Raw genomic sequence first — 23,840 nt, 5'->3', positions numbered from 1 at the left:
CATTTCCACTGTCGCTTGCAACAACTCTAGTCACTAGCTTGCGTAACAAGTGTTGGGACAGATTGCTGTAACCTTACCATGAATCCGAAAAATTACAAAATTGAATAAAATATGTAATAGATCTGTAACGAGTACATATGTGCTTTTTCGATATAGTAAGAGAGGTTATTCGAACTTTGATATTTGTATACACGGTTAGGAGATATAGGCACAAGGAACGAGTAAGAGAATATCTGACACTCACACCCCTTCATCCTCTTCGCTACGAACACGGTTCAACGCAAGCAGGACTCACCTGAAACCTTTACCAGTTTATTATCCAAATCAATCATGTTCCCCTACATCTCAAGAAAGGACATCAAGACTACAATGAAATGGTTATGCATGAGACTTCATCCGAATAACGATTCAGTAGTACGGTTATTCGTCGTGGTCACACCACATATAGGGGGCGTCCAATATGCATGAGCTTCGACGTAACAATAGACGCTACATGCCCGCCCTGGATGGCCTGAGAGCAATTGCTGTTCTGGCCGTCATCGCCTATCACCTGAATCTTGGCTGGGCTCAAGGAGGCTTTTTAGGTGTCGGCATTTTCTTCGTCTTGTCCGGTTACCTTGTAACGGATTTACTGCTTGCCACAAGGCAGCAGCGAGGTGCAATTGATCTGTATACGTTCTGGGTACACAGGGTGCGCAGGCTTGTTCCCGCCATTCTCGTTATGCTGCTGTTCAGCGTTGCTTGGCTAACCATTTTCGATCCTGCGCGCTTGACCAAACTACGAGGGGATATATGGTCAACCTTCGTGTACGGGAACAACTGGTATCTCATTTTTCACAATGTTTCTTACTTTGACAGCTTTGGTTCGCCCTCCCCATACCTTCATTTATGGTCTCTTGCCGTTGAAGGGCAATTTTATCTGGTGTGGCCTGTACTGCTCATTATTGGATTAAAACTTGCGCCACGGCGAGGTCAGCTTCTGCTTGGAATTGCAGCGGCAGCAGCGGCTTCTGCATTGGCAATGGCATGGCTGTATGAGCCAGGCACTGATCCAAGCCGTGTATATTACGGTACAGACACGCGGGTATTCGCTCTTCTCATTGGAGCTGCACTTGCAGTCGTATGGCCCAGCAGACGTCTTGTCTCAAACACAGATCATAAGGCAGGCTTAAGCCTTGACCTAATAGGGGCTCTCGGATTAGGCGCTATGCTCTATATGATTGTAGAAGTAAGTGAATACGATGATTTTCTATATCAAGGGGGATTCGTGCTGCTCTCTATTGTGAGCGCACTTACGATTGCGGCGCTTGCACATCCAGCAAGCCGCTTGAGTAAGCTGCTCAGCTGGGGGCCGCTCGTATGGATCGGCAAGCGATCATATGGCATTTATTTGTGGCATTATCCGGTCATAATTCTCACTAATCCTGAAGTCAATACGAGTGGATTTGATGGGACGCGCGCCATGCTGCAGGTCACCGCGAGCGTGCTGCTCGCCGCCTTGTCGTGGAAGTATATCGAACAGCCGATCCAGCGCGGCTGTCTTTCTTATCTATGGCTCAAGCTACGCGATCCCTATTCTTGGCATCGGCTGTCATGGAAGTACTGGTCCATTTCTGCCTGCTGTGTCCTGCTGCTTACTCTGTTCTACGCTGGCATGAGCGGTCGTTCATTAGTGGATGCCGCCCAAGTAAAATCAGGAGAACCTGATGCAAGCAATCAGCTTGTCATCACGAAAGACAATCAAGGAGCCGCATCTAAGGCTCACCAAACCGAACATATCGGCTCCCATGTAGTTAAGGATACGACACCTAAGAAGCCGAAGCGCTCTGATGCTGCTTCTGATCCCATCAAGAAGCCCGGCAGTTCAGGTGCCGATGACCCGTTAGAATCTAGCTCAACTGCCAAGGGAGGCGGGCAGCCTAAAAGCAAGCAAACACAACAGCCGAATCAGCCGTCTCACACAGACCGCGCATCCGACAAGAAGCAGAACTGGTCTATTTCTGCAATTGGTGATTCAGTCATGCTCGATGTTGCTCCCTATCTGAGCAAGCAACTCCCTGGTACTGTTGTCGATGCGAAGATTGGAAGGCAGATGTCCGCAGCCAGCGATATTATTCAGGGGTTGAAGCAGAACGGCAAGCTCGGCAGATATGTCATCATCGCACTTGGAACAAACGGCATATTTGGTGAAAAGCAGTTAAACAAACTGATCGAATCCCTTTCTGATGTTGAGCATATTATTTTCGTCAATACGCGCATGCCAGAGAAATGGGAGGGTAAGGTCAATGCGTTGTTAGCGAAAATGGCTGCTGCCCATTCCAACATTACATTGGTCGATTGGTACAACGCCACTGAAGACCATGACGATTATTTCGAGCTGGATGGCACTCATCTCGTACCTAAGGGCGCCAAAGCATATGCCGCCCTAGTGGCAGATGCTGTTCAGTCTCTATCTGAAGTTAAAAAAGAGCAGCCTGCTCGTCAACCAGGATCAGAACACAGTTCTGGCAAGGAGTCTGTGACACCACCACCTAGTGGGAAAACACCCGCAACAAAACATTCATAACGAAAAACATGCTTGATCCTATATAAAAAATGTTCTAATTGTTTTATCTAATACTTAAGCCAATTATTTACTATCATCTGTAATATTGCCTATTACGATTGCTGCAGGGTCTTGCCACATGTATGTAGGGCAGGCCCTTTTTCTTTCCCAACAAGAGTTCCCTTCATACCTTGCCCCGATTCGCAGCATGAATAACTTGTACGTTATAATAAACATATGAGGGAAACAGTCAATAGTATGACATGCCTTTGAAATACAAGAAAAAGGAGTGTAACTCATGACAATGAATAAACTATCCGAACAAGAAAAAGAAGGCGTTTACAAGGCGATATACAATCGCCGCGATATTCGTACATTCCTTCAACAGCCCGTGTCTGATGAGCTGCTGGTCAAACTGCTGGAGGCTGCCCATCACGGGCCATCGGTGGGCTTTATGCAGCCGTGGAACTTTATCGTCATCAAAGACGCGGAGACCAAGGCGAAGTTGGCAGAAGTGGTAGATCGCGAGCGTCGTGCGCTGGCGATTCACTATGAAGGCACAGATCGCGACACCAAGTTTATGGAGATTAAAATTCAAGGCATTCTGGAGGCCCCTGTTACGATTTGCATTACATGCGATCCTTCGCGTGGCGGCGACCATGTTCTCGGTCGCAACTCAATTCCCGAGACCGACATTATGTCTGTCAGCTGCGCAATTCAAAATATGTGGCTCGCCGCATACGCTGAGGGCTTGGCAATGGGCTGGGTTAGCTTCTATAAGAAGCCGGATATCCGGCGGATTCTGAACATCCCGCTTCATATTGATCCAACAGCCCTTATCTCTATTGGTTATACAGAGGATTATCCGGAGCGGCCGCTGCTCGAAGCCTACAACTGGGAGAAGCGGAAAGTATTAAGCCAGCTCGTCTATGACAATACATGGGGCACTTCTTCCAATCTGCTGTAAATCTACGATAAGCAAGCTTCCTAAACTCAACAACAAAGCCGTCCACCTCCCTAGGGAGATGGACGGCTGCTTCTCATCTTCGCACTTCGTAATTGATCTACCTTTATTTATCCAACAGCCCGCGATGCATGGCCTTCCACACAAGCTGCGAGAACAGACTGTTCGACCAAGCGAACCATGGACGTGTAAATACATTCGGATCATCCGCGAGGAAGCCCTCATGCATGAAGCCTGTATCCGCATCTGTTGCTTCCAGCATATCAATCATTGCGAGCATTTCTTCATCGCTTGCTGCCGTTAATCCTTGCATGGACAACGCCATGTGCCATACATAGCCGTCTGGCGTATGCGGGCTGCCGATTCCTTTGGCAACCTTGCCTTCGAAGTAGTACGGATTCTCTTTGCTCAAAATAAATTTACGCGTATTTTCATAAATCGGATCACTTGCATCCGCATATCCAATATAAGGGATGGACAGCAAGCTTGGCGTTCCTGCATCATCCAAGAGGCAGTAGTTGCCGAAGCCATCTGTTTCATACACATAAATCTTGCCGTATGTCGGATGGTTGTGAACCCCGTACAACTGGATGCCGTGATTGATTTCCTCTTCCAGCTTCGCCATTTCGCTAACGAACTCTTCGTCACGGAAGCCGTACTTTGCAATTTCCTGCATTTGACGCAAGCTGACAACCGCGAACATATTAGAAGGAATGCTGTAGTGGAAGTCGCATGCATCATCACTTGGACGGAATCCGGACCAAGTCATTCCTGTGTAATTTACAGGCATTCCCTTGCCGTCGTTGCGGATTGTATCAATCGCTGGACAGTTCACACGTGTGAAGCGGTATTGCGATTGCTCGAAGTGATGTTGTTCTGTCTTCCATACGTCCACAATTTTGCGCATAGCGGACTTGAAGTTCGTATCGAAAATATCGGTACGTCCTGTCTCTTTCCAATACATATATGCGAGGCGAATCGAGAAGCACATCGAATCCAGCTCATACTTGCGTTCCCAAACCCATGGGGACATCTCGGTCTGGTCATTCGCATCCCAGTGCCAGTCATTCGCAGTCTCGTTGAACGCGTTTGCATATGGGTCAATATTAATATAGAACATGTGACGCTTGATCAAACCACCGATAATGCGCTGCAAATCCTTGTCATCCTTAGCGAAAGGAACGTAATGAATCACCTGTTCCACCGAGTCGCGCAGCCACATTGCGGGAATATCTCCGGTCAAGACGAATGTTGTCCCGTCATCCAGCAATTTTGTCGTTGTTTCCAACGTGTTCGGGAAGCAGTTCTTGAACAGCTTCAACAACTTAGGACGATGCGCCAGCTTCTGTTCCGCTTCTTCCATAACGCGGACGACTGCTTTTGGCAAGTCAAATGCAGGTACATCGATTTTAGGCAAACGAAATTGTTCCATGTTATTATCCTCCACCTGTTCTCCACATGATGTAATTATCTCTCTTGTCACACTTCGGCAGGCCCGTTGTGGGCTTGTCCCCCGTGGCTCCTTACAGTGTACATGCAAACGCTTCATCTTGCTAGACAGATCGAGAAACTTTATCATGTTGCACAAAAATGTTCCACATCAAGATAGCAAAGGAGTTCCCATTTCATACCCATAAAGGATTGACATTCCTCTTTATTTCAGGTGAACTGGTAGATAGGCATCTCAATTGCGGCAGCTTCACACGCAGCTGCATAAGAGATGCTCCGTAACGAGGAGGGGAACAATGCCCAACGTATGGACACATTTACTATTCGGCCAAGAGGCGCTTGACAATGCTGGCATCGCCCATTGGATATCGCCCGACTCCCAGAAGCGCATGTTCAATATGGGGTGCCAGGGGCCGGATTTTCTATTCTATCATCAATTCCTGCCATGGCAGCGCAATAAAATAATGAACGAGCTTGGAAGCGCCATGCACAATAAGCAATGCGGTCCATTCCTGCTCGACTTGATCGATTCCATACCCAAAGGAGATATGCTCTCTCGCGTATACGCCCTCGGATTTCTGCTGCATCATATCCTTGATCGGAACATGCATCCTTATGTATTCGTGCGTTCAGGATTCCGCAAATGGGATCACCAGCGGTTCGAGGTATTGATGGATACCCACGTGCTGCGCGCCAAGCGCAATATCGCGACATGGAATACACCGGTATGGAAAGAAATCGATACGGGCGGACAGTTCCCGAAAGCAATGGTCAGTACACTGCATGCCTTAACGGGCCGATACTACCCTGAACTATCCAACCGAGTGGATACACGCTATTGGAACGACGCCAATCGAGCTATGGTGCGCGCACAGAAGCTATTCCATGACCCGTCCGGGATCAAGCAGCTTCTGACATTCAAACAAATCGAACCGTTTGTATACAAACGGACACCACCAGCCTATGATGTGTTGAATGAAGCACGAAGACCATGGCCTGATCCGACGGGTACAGGAGAAATTCGATCCACGAGTATATGGGATATGTGGGAAGAAGCCCGTGAAGATGCGGCGCGTGCTGTATCGGCTGCCGCTGCCTACTGGAACATCAAGGAGGAAGCGAATCCAGATCCGCGTTCTGTTGCTAACGCGTATGAGTCTCTTCGAACAGCAATTGGCAACCGCTCTTATGAGACTGGCCTTCCTCTGGAGCAGGATCGCCCCATCATCATCGAAGACCCCATTTGGGATGCGTAAATAACAAGGCTCTCTGAAGGAGAACAGCGATGTCCTCTGCCTCAGAGAGCCTTTTCTATTCGTTACCGTGATTGCGTAACATTCGCGACAATGACAAGATCCCGCTTGAAACGCTTGCGGAATGCCGTGCGAACCGCATAGGCTTCCGATACTTCAAGCAGTGGCGGTGTCGAGGCGCGCACGTGAAACACAACTTCCTGCTCTTCAATATCACAGGCCACCAATTCTACATCTGAGGCTGCTCCGCGATTGAAGCTTATCGCAAGCCGCAGCAATAGGCTAAGTGAGCGCACACCTTCTTTGTCTCCGGGAAGGAATAGCGCCTCATATTCACTCCACGCTTCGCCTGCCTTCAGCTTCTGATCAGCTGAGGCGATGAACGCACTGAGCACGAGCTCGCGAGGAGTCAGACCATATAAATCTGAATGGAGCAGCATATATAGCGCATGCCGTTCTCGTTCAAGCGGAGAAATGACGACTCCACAATCATGCAGCATCGCGCTCGTGTGCATGATCTGCGACCAGTCCCCTCCCAGTTCCATTAGTGCTCCCATATCTTCTACCAGTCGATTGAATAGGACATGGACTCGCTTGGCATGATCTCGCTGCAACCGAAACCGCCGCATCATATTCGAGATGGACAAAGACAGAGGATCATCGATCATCAGCCCTTCCCCCTGAAGCAAATCGAATAGAACACCTTCCCGAACACCCTTGGCGCTTACCGTCAATATAGGCATATCCAATCGTTCCATCACATACGTAATGAACGTAAAGGCTCCCATAAAGATGTCCGCCCGATCCTTGGATAACCCTTGAATCTTCTCTCTTTCCTCCAGCGACAACGGTCTCAGCTTCTCATGCCACTGTTCAACGTGTTCCCGGCTCAGCACGTAATGATGGAGCGAAGCAAGTGGAACCTTGGCCTGAGCCTTATCCATCTTCGCAATTGTCCGTATCGTTCCGCCCACACCAATAAGCGGATATCCCTCTGCTTGCTGCAGCCACTCAATCTGCCCCAGAAGCTTCCCCATATCGGCAGCAAGCCGCTGCCCCTCCTCTACTTCAAGCGCCTCTCTGACATGATATTGGCCTGCCAGCGTTAGCGCTCCAATCGGAATGCTGATGCTCTCCTTCAAGGTCCGATCCTGAATGAGCACCATCTCCAAGGAGCCGCCTCCGATGTCGACCAGCAGCGCATCCTTGACATTCATGGTCGATACGACTGCCAGATAGTCCAAATAAGCCTCCGACTCTCCGCTAATTACTCGCACAGACAATTGTGTTGCACCTAGAATGCGGCTTAGGATTAATGCCCGGTTCGTCGCTTTGCGCAGTGCAGCCGTGGCAACCGCGATGATCTCACATGACTCATAACGGCTGCACAACTGCTTAAATAATAAGAGCGTTGAAATTAATTTATCAATTTTATATTCCGGAATCGCTCCATCTTCATCGTACTCATCACCAAGACGAACGACTTCCTTCCATTGGTCTACAATTTGAAATGTCAGATCCTCGCGAATTTCCGCAATCATAAGACGTACCGAATTGGAACCGATATCTACAATGCCCTGATGGCGATTCTGAGTCGGAACCTTGGTTTCTAGCGGCTTCTTAGGTCGCATCATATGGCATACTCTCCTTCCTTACTCATCGCAATACGTTGTGTGCACAGCATCCATCATCCACCTACGTCCGCGAAGAACAGCCTGCTGAGCTTATCATTGCTTACATTCCAAAAAAAGAGTGACATCTTTTGAAATGCTTGCAATATCTTTTCATTTTGCCATGCCCTGTATGAAAACTCCATCCGAAAGCGCGTAACATAATGTTAATCTTTTGTAAATCTATGACCTGTACCTGTCAAATCCATTACTCTAGCAGTAGACAGCAATGCCCAGTCTATTGGAAGCAGTATTCACACCATAAGCTGTGTTCATTCCTGCCCGTAAATCGCGAGCGATATAGGTGTGAAGGCATACATGCCGTCTATTTCATTCACTTGTAACGAAAGACAGGGGATATTATGGACAAACCGCTTATTGCCGCAGGCATCGACATTGGTTCGAATGCAATTAAAATGCTTATTGCCGAGCTTGCCGAACCAGGGCAGCTTCGCATTCTTGAGGATGTTAAGCTTACATCCCCGATCGGCGACGATACCTTCACCCATGGTCAGATCCATTCTAAAGCCACGTTCGAAGTATGCCGCGCGATGAAGCAAATGTCGCAGCTCATGAAAGATTACAAAGTGAAAACGTATCGCGCCTGTGCGACGAGCGGGGTTAGAGAGGCAAGCAATCGCGGGTACTTTCTAGATAACCTTCGCCGTTACACGGACATGGACATCGAGCTGGTTGATAGCTCTGTCGAACGATATTTGACCTATGTCGGACTGAATATCGGCGTTGAACAAATGCCGCAGCTGCGTGAGGAAGGACTGCTGGTCGTCGAAATTGGCAGCGCCGGTGTCCAGCTAAGCGTATATGCATCTGGAAGATTGCAATTTTCCGAATATGTTCGCATCGGTATTTTGAAGCTGAAGGAAGTGCTTGAGTCCTTGCGGGGCGAGTCGCTGCATTATTCCAACGTTCTTCAGCAATATATTGAAAGTCAACTGGACATGCTGCGTCGCCGTATGTCTTCCTATACCATCAATCATCTAATTGTCCTCGGCGGAGAAGCCTCCACCTTGGCGAACAAACATGGAGAGCGAGGGACAAGCTCAGTCGGCAGCTTACCACTGCGATCCATCACAAGAACAACACTCCAGCGCCATTTGTTCGAATGGATGCAAGCAGACACTGCAGAGCTATCGCACAAATTCCATATTGATGAAGAACGCGCCTCTCAGCTCATCCCAACAGCTATTATTATGTCAGAGCTGCTCAAAGCAACGGCAGCAGAGCGATTGCTTCTGCCGGATGTCTCCTTACGGCACGGCGTCCTTCATGAGATGTCACTCTCAGCACATGATCAGTCTGCTTCGCTGCAAGCGTTGTATATCGAAGATATGACGGCGTCCGCCTTCCATGCTGCCGAACGCGTTCAGCTTGATATGGAGCACTCCAGACAGGTTCGAAGACTCGCTAGCAAGCTCTTTGATCGCTTGAACAGCTTATTTCGCATGGATCCATCTCGCAAACTATGCTTGGAGCTGGCCGCTATCTTGCATGATATCGGCAAGACCATATCTCAGGAGGGCCATGCTGCCAATTCCTACCATATGATTAAAGCGATGGACTGGCTGGGTCTGTCTGAGAAGGACAAGGAGCTTGTCGCAAGTATGGCACTATACCATCCGCGCAGTGCTCAAGTGCCTCTAAGATCGGATATGAGTGAACAGGAGCAGTTGGTACTGTCCAAGCTCACCTCTATCCTCAAGCTGGCCGATGCGCTTGATATTGCCCACCAGCAGAAAGTTAAAGATTTCACCATCCATATTAAAAAAGGCACTTACATTACGATGATTCCTACCTATGAGGGCAGCTTGGAGCTGGAACGGTGGGCCTTCCAACATGAAAGCTCATTCTTCGAGCAAGTGAGCGGGTATCCGATCCTATTAAAAGGATAGCATCCTTCTCATCTTCCCAATGACCTTATTTGTCATGCTGAGCTACAATCGTTCATTGTGTATAAAAGGAGAGGTTTCATGATGGCTCGAACATTTATTAACCGCGAATGGAGCCTATTGGCTTTTCATCGAAGAGTTCTTGAAGAAGCGTATGACAAATCGAACCCGTTGTTAGAAAGGCTGAAATTCCTAGCCATAAGCAGCTCCAATATGGACGAATTGTTCATGGTGCGTGCTGCGTCCGTCATTGATCAAATGATCGCAGGTTATGACAAGCGTGACCGATCAGGCTGCACACCGCATGATACGCTCGAAGGCATCAAGTCTGGCGCTGCCGCAATGGTCGAGAAGCAAGCCTACATATACGGTCAGCTTCGGAGGAAGCTGCGCCAGCACAACATTGTAATCAAGCGGCCGCATCGATTGTCGATGAATGAGAAGCACTATCTTCGCAGCTACTTTATGGAGCAGTTGTTCCCTGTGCTCACTCCGATGGTCGTGGATCAAAGCCGGCCGTTCCCGCTCATTCAGAACAAGAGCTTGAATATTGGATTGATCGTCCGCAATACGGACGAGGAGGAAGATGTGTTCGCGACAGTAGGAGTGCCTGAAGTATTGCCTAGACTCGTACGGCTACAGACAGGTACGGACAAGCAGGAGTTCATCCTGCTCGAAGACGTCATCAAGCTGCATATGGACATCTTGTTCCATGGCTATGACATTGTCGATATGAAGGCTTACCGCATAACGCGCAATGCGGATCTGGACATAGATGAGGAAGGCGCAGAGGATCTGCTCAAGGAGATTGAGGAATCGCTCAAAATGCGGAAATGGGGGAATGTGGTTCGGATTGAGGCGGAGGAAGGCATTAGTCATGAACTGCTTCAAATGATCACACAGGATGGAGAAGACGAGCCGCTCGGTGGCGTGTACGAAATCGCCGGCCCTATCGACTATACATTCCTGTTCAAGCTGATCCAGCTCGTTCAGAAGCCAGGGCTTCTCTATCCAAGCCATCAGCCGCATCAGCCCCTTCAGGACGGGGAGGATATATTCAACTGGATTCGCCATCAAGATCGTCTGCTGCATCATCCCTTCGACAGCTTCGATACTGTCGTTCAGCTTGTAAGAGCAGCCGCACAGGATCAAGACGTATTGGCCATTAAGCAAACGCTGTATCGGGTATCTGGCAATTCCCCGATCATTGAAGCTTTAATCGCAGCTGCAGAGAATAAAAAACAGGTTACGGTACTCGTGGAGCTGAAGGCCCGCTTCGATGAGGAGAACAATATTCACTGGGCGAAGCGGCTGGAGCAAGCCGGCTGCCATGTTATCTATGGATTGATAGGATTGAAGACCCACTTGAAAACACTGCTCATCGTTCGACGCGAAGAGGATGGTATCCGCAGATACGTTCATCTGGGCACAGGCAATTATAATGATGTGACAGCCAAGCTGTACACGGATATGGGGCTGCTGACCGTCAATCCCCAGATTGGCAGCGACGCCTCAGTGCTGTTCAATATGCTCTCTGGCTTCACCGTGCCATCCAGCTTAAATCAATTATGCGTTGCTCCTTTGTTTTTGCGCCATAAGCTGGAGCAATATATCGAATATGAGATTGAGGCTGCGCGGAAAGGCCGCAAAGCGCACATCATTCTCAAAATGAATGCGCTGGTGGATGAAAAGCTCATTTCACTGCTGTATAAAGCTTCGAAAGCCAGCGTACGCATTGAGCTCATCGTACGAGGCGTATGCTGCCTCCGCCCAGGTGTGCCGAATATGAGTGAGAATATAACGGTACGAAGCATAGTTGGGCGATTTCTGGAGCATACCCGCATCTTCTACTTCGAGCATGGCGGCAAGAACAAGGTACTGCTGAGCAGTGCGGACTGGATGCCGCGCAACCTCGATCGCCGTGTCGAGGCCATGTTCCCAATTGAGCATTCGGAGCTGAAGCAGCAGATTATTCAAATCCTTCATTGCTATTTGGCAGATCAAGCGAAAAGTCGATTCTTGCAGCCTGACGGCACGTACCGCAAGAAAGCTGCAAAAGGCATGCAGAAAATGCACGCGCAGGAACAACTGCTGAAGCGAGCTGGGGATCGAGCTGAGAAATCAATGAGCCCGGCCACCCTTCCCTTTCAGCCGCGAACACATTCAACAGATGAGCAGGCAATGAATGAAGTAGCCGCAACGTCACAATTCTAGAAAAAGGCCTATTCGTATTGGAGAGCGATCCTACGAGCTTATGTCGGGCGCTCTCCTTTTTTATCGAACGAGCAGGCAATTCTATCGAGTTATGTTGGAGCAGCAATCGGAACATACAATTTGACTTCGCAGTAATGATCATTAGCTACTGAGACGTCAATCGATTCAAAGAAGAAGGAATCCGCTCAACTAAATAGAAGGCCGGCTTCAACACGAATCCTGTCTCGAAAAACGATGCCATTGTCCAATTGTATAAATTCGGCGATGTTTATTTTTTCAGTAAGATTAACAGTAAAGCACCCTTTTCTGAACTTAGATGGCGTCAGCCCATATTCACTTACAAAAGCCCGTATATAAGACTGTTCGTATTCGAAGCCATATTCCTGCGCGATATGTAGAATAGGATAGTTGCTATGCAGCAGCATATCCAGACTAGAGGCCAGTCTTCTCGCCCTTACATAATCCATCAACGGACGGCGTGCAGCAGCACTCATCGCCCGATGCAAATGGTATTTCGATATATAGCAAGCATCCGCAATCTCATCCAATGTTATTTTTCTGGACAGATTGCTCTCTATGAATTCCGTCGCTTTATAGATACTACTCACCAGGTTATCCATGGATCATTCTCTTTCTGCGATTTATCGTTTCATCCCCTGTTAAACCTAGACGCTAGATTGACTCCCCTAAATTGAGCAAGATTCGTTCATTTCCTTACACGGCTATCTCTTAGAATGTAATAAAATATTGGTAATGGGGTGACATTCATGAACGTGCAGGAACTGGCCAAGTATTATAAGATTGGGAACTTCCCCCCACATCTCGAACAGTATCTCCCTACAGCCTTACGCTCACAACTTCAAGAAATGAACACTGAAGAAATCGAAAGCTTATTAAATCAAATCATGCGAAGTCCAATTGACCTATCTCGCCAATGGAGTCATGAATTAGTCGAATTTTATTACTCTGCAGCTTGGTACCATTTACTTGTTGAGCTGGGCATCCAATCCCATGCATCCCTATACGAAATAGCTGCAGGTGATACGGTATGTATTCCAAGAGCACTACATGCGTTCTCCAATGGTGCAACGTATGTGACAGCAAATCTGAATAAAGAGCTATCTCAGCAGTTCATGCAAAAAACGGCTGACTTGGACATCCAAGTCAAAATTATTGAAGATAACGGGAACAATTTATTGCAGTATTATGAGCCTCATTCTTTCGAAGTCATTTCTTTCCATCATGCGATTAATGATATTATACAGACGATAATTGCAGATATCGAGGGTATCGATACCGTCAACAATAATTGGTGGGATATCGAGCCTCAATTACTTCAAGCTGTGATGAGCTATCACAATCGAGGAGAACTACGAAAGGCAGCCTTTGAGCCATTCATCAACATTATCGATACTTGCATGAAACTATTGAAAAAAGGGGGCTATCTCATTTTTGACAACTGCACCTATGCTGGATATGAGCAAATGGGGTATTCTTCAGAGTTCCACAGTGCATATATTCAATTGGTCAGAGAGTGGGTTGCTGAGTCGAACTTGGGACTGAAAGAGGTTGAGTTGGAAGCGTATGACAAGCAATGGTGGATGATTATGACAACGTAAGCATGGCTCCTTCTATTGAACGGGTAATCCTTTATCCAATGAATACGTAGTCTCTAACACCGAGATAACGCAAAAAGAAAGACCCTATCCGGTACCCCTCTGCGCAAAGCAGTACGAACATACGGATTAGGGTCTTTCTATTAATGGACAGGTATCCCCTTGCCCCCTGATGCATTTGTATTCCAAGTGTCCTCCTCCATCGCTGCTTCCTTGCGCCCTTTCTCAATATCTACGAATGCAAGCAAAATAATCCCGATAATGAAGAAGGCCAGGATAGACAAGATTGCCAGGCGTGTAGAACCGGTCATTAAGCCTACCATGCCAAAGACGGCCGGACCGATGGAAGCAGACACTTTGCTCGATAAACTGAGGAACCCGAAAAATTCAGATGCGCGGCTAATCGGCACCATCTGACTGTAAACAGAACGCGCTACTGCCTGACTTCCCCCTTGCACCATGCCAACAAGGAAGGCCAGGATGTAGAAATGAAGCGCTGTTGTCATAAAATAACCAAAGAACACGATGACGATATACGTACTAAGTGATACGTACAAGGAACGCTTAGAACCTAACCTGCGGGCGAACTTCGCAAACAAGTAGGTGAACGGGATTCCGACGAACTGGGTAATAAGCAGCGCAATAATGAGATGGCTCGTCTGAATGCCCATCCCAGCACCATATATCGCCGCCATTCCGATAATCGTGGAGATGCCGTCATTGAAAAACCAGAAGGACACCATATACTTCAATAGCTCAGGGTAATGCTTCACCCGCCTAATCGTTTGAGCTAGCCGGCCGAAACCTTGCTTCGTGTAATAAGACACCGATTGCCGATCTGTACGCACAGGATCCTGCAAGTGGCGGAATATTGGCAATGAGAAGAGCAGCCACCATATTCCTACGGACAAAAATACGGTCTGCGTGGCAACGAGCTTATTCGGAAACCCTAGCATCTCCCATTTCTCAAGCATGACAATGTTGACCGCCAGCAGCACACCGCCACCGATGTATCCGTACATATACCCTTTGGCAGATATTTCGTCCCGCTCATCTGGTGCTGCAATCTCGGGCAGGAGAGAGTCATAAAACGTATTGCCTCCAGAAAAGCCTATCGTTGCCAAAATAAACAGTACCGATACATACAGCCAATCTCCATTTCCCGCGAAGAACAGAAGCATACAAGCCACCGAGCCGCAAATCGCAAAGACGCGCAAAAATGCCATCTTGCGGCGTGATAGATCAGCCATTGCTCCCAATATCGGAGACAGCAGTGCGACAAGGATCATGCCGATCGTCTGTGTAAAAGCCCAATAGCTCGTCGCCTCATGATTCGGAAGTCCTGAAGCAGCCACAGACTGATAAAAGATAGGGAGAACTGCCGCCAACATCGTTGTCGCAAAAGCGGAATTCGCCCAATCATACATCATCCAACTGCGAACCTGTTTCGAACGCATTGTTTTCCCCCTAAGCTATAACGTAACGTTGTCGAGAACGTCTTCATTTCATTGTGCGGCATGGCCTGCGCGGCGGTCAACTATTTCAATTATTAAGTTTTCATATAAGCTGCCGCATTGGTAAACATTGCTCATCGGCATAGCTTCCTTAACTAATCTAATGTATAATGAGAAAAACATTTTATTAGTACAACAAAAGCGATAAATTGTATTGAAGCTCCGTTCTCACACCCTATTTCGGATTTTACATATTCACCACCGTGTACACATCTCACACCATATTTTAGTCCTATGTCAAAATAGGCAAGAAAGGGGGAAACAGTCATGAATTTAAGCCAGTTGGAAACACTAATTACCATTTCCAAGACGATGAGCTTCCGCAAGGCAGGCGAATTGCTTAACCTGACTCAACCTGCCGTGTCCGCTCAGATCAAAAGCTTGGAGGATGAGTTCAAAACAGTGCTTATTGACCGCAACCAACCTGTCACCCTGACAGACAGCGGCAAAGTATTTTTAGAGCATGCAACGCGCATCTTAGATATCGTCGACGAAGTTAAACAGAAGCTGAGTGATTTGAACCAAATTCCGCAAGGGCATATTGTTCTAGGTACAACGACTTCGATTGCTATTCAAATCCTGCCGCGGATTCTTTCCTATTTTCAGGATCAATTTCCACTCATTAAGACGACCATTATGTCCATGTCATCCTCACAGATCATGGCCCATATCGAGAATGGCACCGTTGATATTGGCATCGGATATTTGAACGAACCGAATCCGAATCTGAATACGTCTGTGCTCTACTACGATTCGTTCGAACTCGTCGTCTGTCCAGACCATCCGCTGGCCAAGCATGAGCATGCAACGGTTGATATGCTGAAGGAAGTTCCGCTCATTCTATTGTCGCCTGATACTGTAGGCCGCAGGTTCGCCGAAGAAACCTTCCGCCAATACAATATCACTCCTCATATCGTTATGGAGTTATCCAGCAGTGAGGAAGTGAAGCGGATGGCCGAGTTGAATCTTGGAGCGGGTATCATCTCCAAGCTATCGGTCAGCAGTGAATTGCGTCGCGGCACGCTGAAGATCGTTCAAATTCATGAACTCGAAACCGCTCATCCTGTTGGGGTTATGTATCGCTCAGGCCGTTACTTGAATTCTGCCATGCAGCAATTTTTAAATGATGTGAAGGGCATGCCTGAAACCCAGTTCATCGGTTCCGAGTAACGATACCGCTCACTTCGTAGATATGACACTACCACTCAATGAACAGGAGGGGAAGCTATGAAATTCGATTTGCACACTCATCATTTTCGCTGCGGTCATGCAGATGGCAACATCCGTGAGTATATTGAGGCAGGGATCGCCCATGGACTTCACGTTATTGGCATATCCGATCACACGCCCTATTTTGGCCAGGATGAAGATCATCCGCATCCGAATATTACGATGGCCAAAAGCGATTTCCACAACTATGTAGACGAGGTGCTGCGCCTCAAAAAGGAATACGAAGGCCGCATCGACGTGCTGCTGGGCATCGAGTCAGATTATTTCCCTGAACATGCGGAAACCTATCGTAAGACGTTAGCACAGTATCCATTTGACTACATTATTGGCTCCGTTCACAGCACAAATGGCGTCAGCATTTTCAATAAAAACAGATGGAAGAAGCTAAACGCTGAGCAGCAAATTGCTGAAAAACGGACCTATTATGAGATGATTCGTGACTCTGCTCGCACAGGCATGTTTCAAATTTTAGGCCATATTGACGCCATGAAGGGCAACTATCCCCCGTTCTCGGACATTCAAGCCCCTGACATTATCGACGATACCTTGAAGGTCATTGCAGAATGCGGCGTTGCCATCGAAATCAATACATCCGGGAAAACAAAGCTGAGCGGCGGCTGGTATCCAGCGGACGCCATCTTGGAACGTGCCCTTCATTTCGGAGTCGAAGTTAGCTTTGGCTCGGATGCGCATAAGCCTTCCCGCGTCGGCGAGGACTGGGAGGATGTCCGCTCTCGGCTGAAGGAAATCGGATTTACGTACTGGGTGTATTATAAAGAGAAGCAGAAACAGGTCGTACCCATTGAATAACTTGTCAGGAGGCACGACCATAGTTCGATTATTATAGTTATATATCACGCGCAACATAAAGATGCTTCTGGGGCATAAGGAACTTCATCGGGATACGAAGTTCATGCAGTGCTCTAGCTGCATCTTTCTTTTATGATACGGAGTTAAGGACAAAAAAAAGGGACCTGTATCTCACAGATCCGTCTCAAGGGATATATATTCATCAAAAGGGGGTCTTGTTATTAATATACCCTCTGTACATTAACCAACGTTAACAGGAATATTACCATTGTGTAACAAATTATTAAGCCTGTGTTAAACCGACCTCTGAACTGCCTTGCGAGCAGACTTCTCTGCAGAAGATCGATTCACCACAATGATCCCTGCAACAACAAGGCCAAGTGCTGCCAATGTCCCACCATTCCAAGATTCATTCAACAGCCATGCGGATAATAGTACTCCAAACAACGGAATGAGGAAGAGGAACATCGATACTTTCCCTACCTGATTATATTTCATAATCAAATTCCACAAGCTGAATCCCGCTGCCGACAAGAAGGCCAGATAGAGGAGCAGCAGCAAGGATGAGACATCCCATTGAAAGGGAGCGAAACCTGCACGCCATGCACCTACCAGAATAAGCCCAATTCCCCCTAGAGCCATCTGGCGTCCAGTCAGCCACAATACCGGCAAATCACGCGACTCATGGCGCGCCAGCACATTCCCTATCGCACCGAACAATGCCGATAATATCAGGCACACATCACCAATGCCAAATGACATACCTGCGCCGCCTGTATTACTGAAGGTTACAATAATAACGCCCGCGAATCCCAAGCCTAATCCGAGTATCTTGCCGAATGTGAAGCTTTCACTGCGATCAACCATCCGTGCAATGACCATTTGGAAGAAGGAGGTTGCGCCAGTAATAATCGCGCCTTTCATTCCGGTACTTAAGCTTAGGCCTATATAGAAGAAAATATACTGCAAAAAAGTCTGTATGACTGCAAGACGTGTGACTCGCCAGCCAACACGCCGAGACTGACCGTAATGAACCCCATCAGCTCGCGTTCCACGATTCATGCAAGCAGTCAATAGAATGAGCATAAGTCCAGCCAAAGCAAATCGATATCCTGCAAATACCCATTGTTCATAAGCCGCGTCCGAGCCAATCTTGAGTGCTTCATACCCGAGCTTAATCGCCGGCATCGCGCTTCCCCACAACAATGTAGCAATGATCGCACTTACGGTCATGCCTACAGGGTGAGTGAACCATTTCTGCGCTGTCACTGATGTATCCACCTTTCGTGCGGCTTCCGCCGCCTCTTGTCCATAATGCTGCGAGTCGATCATGCTCTGATCCGCTTCGCTCACATTAAGTTCTAGTTGAATGTGCAACAATAATGCCGCCCTAATTAGGGCGGCATCGTCATTGACCTATTCTATCCTAGCATGAATGTACGCTGACAACAATCATTTCCAGTAATTATTCTTCGTTCTGTTGCAGCCCGCGATATACCCCGGTACGCAGCTCTCGCACGTACGGCTTCACTCCAGGCATATCACTCATTTCCGCAGCTCGAACAGCCTGCTCAATATCATAGGGAACTCGGTGGAAATGTATAGAGAACTCACTTTGCTGAACTTGCCCGAAATAGCCCTCCAGCATCACATAAGAGGCTTGCGTCATGTCCAGCGGGTTGCCAACACTACCGCAATTCACTAACGTATTCCCTCTAAAATGCTGCAAGAATGCATTATGAATGTCCCCATAAATGACCACGTCTGGTGATTGGCATGGATGGAGCGGTTCCGTCAATGATGCAGTGAAATCGAACATGGCCAGACGCTTTTCCGGAGCATCCCATGGTTGCACACGAGTGAACACACTCTGTGGGGAAGCATGGAACAGGCGAATATGACGCCCACTCATATTGAAGTCATAAGAGAAAGGAAGCCGTTCCAGACGGGCTAACCGCTCTGAACCAAGCCGCTGTGCATGCCAGCGGAATTGCTCGTCATCTTCAATCTGCCGAACAAGCTCATCCCAATTCCCTTTGACGATGACATCGCAATATTCAAACAACATATCAACAACTTCTACGGGGTTTGGCCCTTTCCCCACTAAATCGCCTAGGCAGTATATTTTATCAGCGCCTTGTCGCTGAATATCATTAAGCACGGCTTCTAGCGCCTGTAAATTCCCATGTATATCGGAAATGATAGCTATAGACTGCATGTCGCTTCGTCTCCTCCCTAATATCAGCATTATACACCCTAAGGGGATAAGCCGAATACTACTGATCATCACGAATAGCCATGTGACCCTACTCCTACTAATATATCTTTGCTATGCCTCAAACGGGCTACTTATGCATAAACCTTATCCAATTGATCGCAAGGTAAGCAAGGTCCATTCCGGCGGGCACAGCAAGCGAACGGGCAGAAACGTCGTCCCCAATCCTCTGCTCGTATAAATGTGAAGTGGGCGATCCGGTCTATCTACACGCTCTAGCATGTATAATCCATCTGGGTACCGCTCACCTAAAGTTGGAAGGAACAAGGGGCCCAACAGTGGCACACGAACCTGACCTCCATGACTATGACCAGACAATTGAAGATCAACTTGATAGTTAAGGGCAACCGTTCCCCAATCCGGTTCATGGGCGAGCAGAATACAACACATCTTACCCGATATCCCTTGCATAGCACGCGTCATATCAGGAATCCCTTCCAATGCGTCGTCGATTCCCGCCAGAACGAGCACTTCATGATTCCGCCTGAGTATCACATTGTCATTCCGCAGCACGCGGATTCCTGCCGTTTGCAGCGCATTCTCCACAGCTTTTGCGCCTCTTCCCCGATAGTCATGATTGCCAAGCACAGCATAGGAACCATATGGTGCACGCAGTTGGCGGAGGATTGGTACAATCTCGGCTGGAACCACATCCCCATTATCAACGATATCTCCTGTAATGCATATCACATCCGGTTGATTGGCTTGTACATCTTGGACAATGCTCGCAAGCTTCGATTCACTTAGATGATGTCCGTAATGGATATCTGATATATGCGCTATGGTCAGCCCATTGAAGGAAGCCGGCAGTGCGTGAATATCCAGCTCAAGCTTACGCTGCCGAATATTATTAGGCTCAATGTATCTGGCATAGCCCCCAACCGCCATAGGCATTGTTATTACTGCCCCTACCATCATGCGCAGTAAACGCCGTCTTCCCGGATTCGCAACTGAATTCGGATTCGTGTCTCTCGTCATTGGAGATTTTATAGCTATCCCCTACCTTTACCTCTTGCATTCAGTAAACGCCGATTCCTATGTATGACTATCCTGTCTCGTCCTTTTATTATGAATCAGCTCGGTATTCAATGCAAATCCTAGTGAGGGTCGATTTATCCATGTTCCCATTCGTTTGGAGTAAAGAGCCTGTTTGGCTATCAGAGCGTATTGTGTCACATCACACTATTCCTATTTCGCTTCTTCTATACAACAACTGCCGACCACTATAATAGGGCCGGCAGTCCATTGCCTGTATCAATCTCCACGAATTGATTGCGCTTCCATTATCCTGGTGAATAATACTCCACATACGGCTGAGCCGCATGCTCGATTAGCGAATCTAAACGCTTACAAAACATTGAAACACTCGTTCTCCAACGCTGAAGCCTTTCCCTCTCCATGATGGAAGGCCCAATTCCGAAATGCTCCTCCATGCATTGTTCCAGCGCCTCTTCCGTCATCTTCATGTCCGAGTTGGCAGCACTAAGCTTGACTATGTACGCGGTAAGGCAATCGTATTCATCGTCCGGCGCCCCAAGCGCCCGCAGTCCTAGTGGATCCCACTCGTCCACCAGCAGTTTCACCTTACTGAAGAGGCTGTTCTCGTACCAGCTGTTCGTGTCCTGTATTGGCAAATGGACTATCAACTCGGCACCCCCTAGTCATCTTCACAAGCTTCCAGCGCACATTCAAGTTGTTAACCAATACTATAATCGAAAATTCAGTTGTGGAATACAAATTTTTCTTAAAAATTTTTTGCTTCGCTTTGACTTGTTTCACGCTCATAACGTCATACGTGGATATCCGAATTATCTGGTACAAAAAAGCGCCCCTATTCGGGGCGCTCCTACCTTACTTTATTGCATAAACCAGCGTTTGAACATCAGCTTCGTTGTGTCTTTATTCATCTCAGCAATAGATGTCGTAAGCGGAATTTCCTTCGGACAAGAACGGACACAGTTCTGGGAATTGCCGCACCCTTCAATACCGCCGTCCTCAAGCAATTGTTCCAAGCGCTCGTCCTTATTCATTTCTCCTGTCGGATGCGCATTGAACAGTCGAACCTGCGAGATCGGAGCAGGCCCGATGAAGCTCGTCTTCTCATTTACATTCGGACAGGCTTCCAGGCAGACACCACAGGTCATACACTTCGACAATTCATACGCCCATTGTCGCTTCGTCTCTGCCATACGAGGCCCAGGCCCGAGGTCATACGTACCGTCAATCGGAATCCATGCCTTGACTTTCTTCAACGCATCGAACATACGCTGACGGTTGATCACGAGGTCACGAACAACTGGGAACGTCTTCATTGGAGCAATTCGAATCGGCTGTTCGAGCTTATCGATCAACGCGGAGCAAGCCTGTCTCGGCTTGCCGTTAATGACCATAGAACAAGCTCCGCACACTTCTTCAAGACAGTTCGATTCCCAGCATACCGGAGCAGTTGATTTACCAGCTGCATCCACAGGATTCCGTTGGATTTCCATTAATGCGCTAATGACGTTCATATTCGGGCGATATGGGATCTCGAATTCTTCCGTGTACGGCTGCGCGTCCGGCGCATCCTGACGCGTCACGATCAACTTGACTTTTTTGGATTGTGCCACAGCTTCCGCCATCGTTATTCCCCTTTCTTCTTGTTCGCCGTATAGTCACGCTTGCGCGGTTTGATAAGCGATACATCCACGTCTTCGTATGAAATTTCAGGTCCCTCTGGGGACCATGACGCAATTGTCGTCTTCAGGAACTGCTCATCATTGCGATCCGGGAAATCAGGCTTGTAATGTGCCCCACGGCTTTCGTTGCGAAGCAGCGCACTCTTCGTCATGGCTTCCGACAGCTCCAGCATATTCCACAACTGACGAGTGAAGGCTACCCCTTGGTTGCTCCAGCGAGCCGTATCCGTCATGTTGATTTTGCTGTAACGCTGCTTCAATTCCTTAATCTTGTTGATTGTATCTTCCAGCTTGTTATTGTAGCGAACGACAGTCATATTGTTGGTCATCCATTCGCCCAGTTCCTTATGGATGACGTACGCATTTTCCGTACCGTCCATCTTGAGCAAGTCCTCATACTGGGACGTTCTCAGCTTTGCTTCACGTTCAAATACGCTTGCCGATACATCCTCTGTCGCTTTGCTCAAGCCACGGACATACTCTACTGCTTTAGGTCCGGACACCATGCCGCCGAAGATCGCTGACAACAGCGAGTTCGCTCCAAGACGGTTCGCTCCGTGGTACTGGTATTCACACTCACCTGCTGCGAACAAGCCCTTGATATTTGTCATCTGGTTGTAGTCGACCCACATGCCGCCCATTGAGTAATGCACCGCAGGGAAGATTTTCATTGGTATCTTGCGCGGGTCGTCACCCATGAATTTTTCATAAATTTCAATAATGCCACCGAGCTTCACGTCCAGCTCCTTCGGATCTTTATGCGACAGATCGAGATAGACCATGTTCTCGCCATTGATGCCCAGCTTCTCATCTACGCACACATGGAAGATTTCGCGAGTCGCAATATCACGCGGAACGAGGTTCCCGTAAGCCGGATATTTCTCTTCAAGGAAGTACCATGGCTTGCCGTCCTTATACGTCCAGATACGACCGCCCTCACCGCGAGCCGATTCAGACATAAGACGGAGCTTGTCATCTCCCGGGATGGCTGTCGGGTGAATTTGAATGAATTCCCCATTCGCATAACGAACGCCTTGTTGATACACTGCGCTGGCCGCAGTCCCGGTATTAATGACCGAGTTCGTTGTTTTGCCGAAGACAATCCCTGGTCCGCCTGTCGCCAAAATAACAGCATCCGCAGCGAAGTGCGTAATGTTCATGCTGCGCAAGTCCTGCGCTGTAATGCCTCGGCATACGCCTTCATCATCCACGATGGCAGAGAGGAATTCCCAATGCTCATACTTCGTTACAAGCCCCTCTGCCTCCCAGCGGCGCACTTGCTCATCAAGCGCATACAGCAGCTGCTGGCCCGTTGTAGCTCCAGCAAAAGCTGTGCGGTGATATTGCGTCCCGCCGAAGCGGCGGAAGTCAAGCAAGCCCTCTGGCGTACGGCTGAACATAACGCCCATACGATCCATCAAGTGGATGATGCCAGGCGCTGCTTCACACATCGCTTTTACAGGAGGCTGGTTCGCCAGGAAGTCTCCCCCATATACCGTGTCATCGAAGTGCTCCCAAGGGGAATCTCCTTCACCCTTCGTATTTACCGCGCCGTTAATTCCGCCCTGCGCACAGACGGAGTGAGAACGTTTCACAGGAACTAAAGAAAAAAGGTCGACGTGAACGCCTGCTTCCGCTGCTTTGATCGTTGCCATTAGACCAGCAAGTCCTCCGCCAACGACGATAATGTTCTGTTTTGCCATAATGCGTCACCC

At 48.2% G+C, this 23,840-nt stretch carries 18 protein-coding genes; 8 read left to right on the top strand and 10 right to left on the bottom strand.

Features of this window, described 5'->3' with window-relative positions; all coding sequences use genetic code 11:
- Positions 1-460 precede the first annotated feature (460 nt).
- Together ABN764_RS23075 and bluB are read left to right on the top strand one after the other, a co-directional pair.
- Positions 461-2,566, top strand: a complete 2,106-nt coding sequence (locus ABN764_RS23075; RefSeq protein WP_446673221.1) for an acyltransferase family protein — start codon at positions 461-463, stop codon at positions 2,564-2,566.
- Between the two features lie 283 nt (positions 2,567-2,849).
- Positions 2,850-3,512 (top strand): 5,6-dimethylbenzimidazole synthase, encoded by a 663-nt coding sequence (gene bluB / locus ABN764_RS23070; RefSeq protein WP_174809918.1) that lies wholly within the window; start codon positions 2,850-2,852, stop codon positions 3,510-3,512.
- Positions 3,513-3,615: 103 nt separating this feature from the next.
- Here bluB and ABN764_RS23065 read toward each other — a convergent pair whose 3' ends face one another.
- Positions 3,616-4,941 carry a glycoside hydrolase family 125 protein gene (locus ABN764_RS23065; protein WP_044357371.1) on the bottom strand — a complete coding sequence of 442 codons (1,326 nt, stop codon included), beginning with the start codon at positions 4,939-4,941 and terminating at the stop codon, positions 3,616-3,618.
- Positions 4,942-5,254: 313 nt separating this feature from the next.
- Between ABN764_RS23065 and ABN764_RS23060 the strand changes: the two genes are divergently transcribed.
- On the top strand, positions 5,255-6,214 hold the full coding sequence (locus ABN764_RS23060) for a zinc dependent phospholipase C family protein (protein ID WP_446673220.1): 960 nt from the start codon (positions 5,255-5,257) through the stop codon (positions 6,212-6,214).
- A 62-nt stretch (positions 6,215-6,276) separates the two neighbouring features.
- On the opposite strand, the gene ABN764_RS23055 is transcribed toward ABN764_RS23060, so the two are convergent.
- Positions 6,277-7,845: a Ppx/GppA phosphatase family protein gene (locus ABN764_RS23055; RefSeq protein ID WP_446673219.1), complete on the bottom strand. Its 1,569-nt coding sequence runs from the start codon at positions 7,843-7,845 to the stop codon at positions 6,277-6,279.
- Positions 7,846-8,243: 398 nt separating this feature from the next.
- Between ABN764_RS23055 and ABN764_RS23050 the strand changes: the two genes are divergently transcribed.
- Both ABN764_RS23050 and ABN764_RS23045 read left to right on the top strand, forming a co-directional pair.
- Positions 8,244-9,791, top strand: a complete 1,548-nt coding sequence (locus ABN764_RS23050; RefSeq protein WP_446673218.1) for a Ppx/GppA phosphatase family protein — start codon at positions 8,244-8,246, stop codon at positions 9,789-9,791.
- 78 nt (positions 9,792-9,869) lie between these two features.
- On the top strand, positions 9,870-12,002 hold the full coding sequence (locus ABN764_RS23045; RefSeq protein ID WP_446673217.1) for an RNA degradosome polyphosphate kinase: 2,133 nt from the start codon (positions 9,870-9,872) through the stop codon (positions 12,000-12,002).
- Between the two features lie 185 nt (positions 12,003-12,187).
- On the opposite strand, the gene ABN764_RS23040 is transcribed toward ABN764_RS23045, so the two are convergent.
- On the bottom strand, positions 12,188-12,622 hold the full coding sequence (locus ABN764_RS23040) for a helix-turn-helix transcriptional regulator (protein ID WP_446673216.1): 435 nt from the start codon (positions 12,620-12,622) through the stop codon (positions 12,188-12,190).
- A 147-nt stretch (positions 12,623-12,769) separates the two neighbouring features.
- Here ABN764_RS23040 and ABN764_RS23035 point away from each other — a divergent pair, with 147 nt between their 5' ends.
- Entirely contained in the window at positions 12,770-13,621 is an 852-nt protein-coding gene (locus ABN764_RS23035) for a hypothetical protein (RefSeq protein ID WP_446673215.1), read from the top strand.
- Between the two features lie 140 nt (positions 13,622-13,761).
- On the opposite strand, the gene ABN764_RS23030 is transcribed toward ABN764_RS23035, so the two are convergent.
- Positions 13,762-15,075 (bottom strand): MFS transporter, encoded by a 1,314-nt coding sequence (locus tag ABN764_RS23030; RefSeq protein ID WP_315747135.1) that lies wholly within the window; start codon positions 15,073-15,075, stop codon positions 13,762-13,764.
- Positions 15,076-15,399: 324 nt separating this feature from the next.
- Between ABN764_RS23030 and ABN764_RS23025 the strand changes: the two genes are divergently transcribed.
- Both ABN764_RS23025 and ABN764_RS23020 read left to right on the top strand, forming a co-directional pair.
- On the top strand, positions 15,400-16,302 hold the full coding sequence (locus ABN764_RS23025; RefSeq protein ID WP_021252672.1) for a LysR family transcriptional regulator: 903 nt from the start codon (positions 15,400-15,402) through the stop codon (positions 16,300-16,302).
- A gap of 57 nt (positions 16,303-16,359) precedes the next feature.
- Positions 16,360-17,172, top strand: coding sequence for a histidinol-phosphatase (locus tag ABN764_RS23020; RefSeq protein WP_446673214.1), 813 nt, complete (start codon positions 16,360-16,362; stop codon positions 17,170-17,172).
- Between the two features lie 294 nt (positions 17,173-17,466).
- Here the strand turns inward: ABN764_RS23020 and ABN764_RS23015 are convergent, their stop codons facing one another.
- From ABN764_RS23015 to sdhA, 6 genes are all read right to left on the bottom strand, one after another.
- A complete protein-coding gene (locus ABN764_RS23015; protein WP_446673213.1) occupies positions 17,467-18,549 on the bottom strand; it encodes a DMT family transporter in 1,083 nt (360 codons plus the stop codon).
- 88 nt (positions 18,550-18,637) lie between these two features.
- Complete coding sequence (locus tag ABN764_RS23010; protein WP_065291538.1) at positions 18,638-19,390, bottom strand: metallophosphoesterase family protein; 753 nt, start codon at positions 19,388-19,390, stop codon at positions 18,638-18,640.
- 144 nt (positions 19,391-19,534) lie between these two features.
- Complete coding sequence (locus ABN764_RS23005; RefSeq protein ID WP_446673212.1) at positions 19,535-20,425, bottom strand: metallophosphoesterase; 891 nt, start codon at positions 20,423-20,425, stop codon at positions 19,535-19,537.
- Positions 20,426-20,730: 305 nt separating this feature from the next.
- Positions 20,731-21,093, bottom strand: a complete 363-nt coding sequence (locus ABN764_RS23000) for a hypothetical protein (protein ID WP_021252667.1) — start codon at positions 21,091-21,093, stop codon at positions 20,731-20,733.
- A 210-nt stretch (positions 21,094-21,303) separates the two neighbouring features.
- On the bottom strand, positions 21,304-22,068 hold the full coding sequence (gene sdhB / locus ABN764_RS22995; RefSeq protein ID WP_021252666.1) for a succinate dehydrogenase iron-sulfur subunit: 765 nt from the start codon (positions 22,066-22,068) through the stop codon (positions 21,304-21,306).
- 2 nt (positions 22,069-22,070) lie between these two features.
- On the bottom strand, positions 22,071-23,828 hold the full coding sequence (sdhA, locus tag ABN764_RS22990; RefSeq protein WP_021252665.1) for a succinate dehydrogenase flavoprotein subunit: 1,758 nt from the start codon (positions 23,826-23,828) through the stop codon (positions 22,071-22,073).
- Positions 23,829-23,840 lie beyond the last annotated feature (12 nt).

The organism is Paenibacillus wuxiensis (genome assembly GCF_040195695.1).
In the GTDB taxonomy this organism is placed as follows: Bacteria; Bacillota; Bacilli; order Paenibacillales; family Paenibacillaceae; genus Paenibacillus_B; species Paenibacillus_B suaedae.
This window is presented reverse-complemented; position numbering and strand designations above follow the sequence as displayed.

Coding starts and splice junctions, on each gene's coding strand:
- ABN764_RS23075 (WP_446673221.1), top strand. CDS start 461: ATGCATGAGCTTCGACGTAACAATAGACGCTACATGCCCGCCCTGGAT.
- bluB (WP_174809918.1), top strand. CDS start 2,850: ATGAATAAACTATCCGAACAAGAAAAAGAAGGCGTTTACAAGGCGATA.
- ABN764_RS23065 (WP_044357371.1), bottom strand. CDS start 4,941: ATGGAACAATTTCGTTTGCCTAAAATCGATGTACCTGCATTTGACTTG.
- ABN764_RS23060 (WP_446673220.1), top strand. CDS start 5,255: ATGCCCAACGTATGGACACATTTACTATTCGGCCAAGAGGCGCTTGAC.
- ABN764_RS23055 (WP_446673219.1), bottom strand. CDS start 7,845: ATGATGCGACCTAAGAAGCCGCTAGAAACCAAGGTTCCGACTCAGAAT.
- ABN764_RS23050 (WP_446673218.1), top strand. CDS start 8,244: ATGGACAAACCGCTTATTGCCGCAGGCATCGACATTGGTTCGAATGCA.
- ABN764_RS23045 (WP_446673217.1), top strand. CDS start 9,870: ATGATGGCTCGAACATTTATTAACCGCGAATGGAGCCTATTGGCTTTT.
- ABN764_RS23040 (WP_446673216.1), bottom strand. CDS start 12,622: ATGGATAACCTGGTGAGTAGTATCTATAAAGCGACGGAATTCATAGAG.
- ABN764_RS23035 (WP_446673215.1), top strand. CDS start 12,770: ATGAACGTGCAGGAACTGGCCAAGTATTATAAGATTGGGAACTTCCCC.
- ABN764_RS23030 (WP_315747135.1), bottom strand. CDS start 15,075: ATGCGTTCGAAACAGGTTCGCAGTTGGATGATGTATGATTGGGCGAAT.
- ABN764_RS23025 (WP_021252672.1), top strand. CDS start 15,400: ATGAATTTAAGCCAGTTGGAAACACTAATTACCATTTCCAAGACGATG.
- ABN764_RS23020 (WP_446673214.1), top strand. CDS start 16,360: ATGAAATTCGATTTGCACACTCATCATTTTCGCTGCGGTCATGCAGAT.
- ABN764_RS23010 (WP_065291538.1), bottom strand. CDS start 19,390: ATGCAGTCTATAGCTATCATTTCCGATATACATGGGAATTTACAGGCG.
- ABN764_RS23005 (WP_446673212.1), bottom strand. CDS start 20,425: ATGACGAGAGACACGAATCCGAATTCAGTTGCGAATCCGGGAAGACGG.
- sdhB (WP_021252666.1), bottom strand. CDS start 22,068: ATGGCGGAAGCTGTGGCACAATCCAAAAAAGTCAAGTTGATCGTGACG.
- sdhA (WP_021252665.1), bottom strand. CDS start 23,828: ATGGCAAAACAGAACATTATCGTCGTTGGCGGAGGACTTGCTGGTCTA.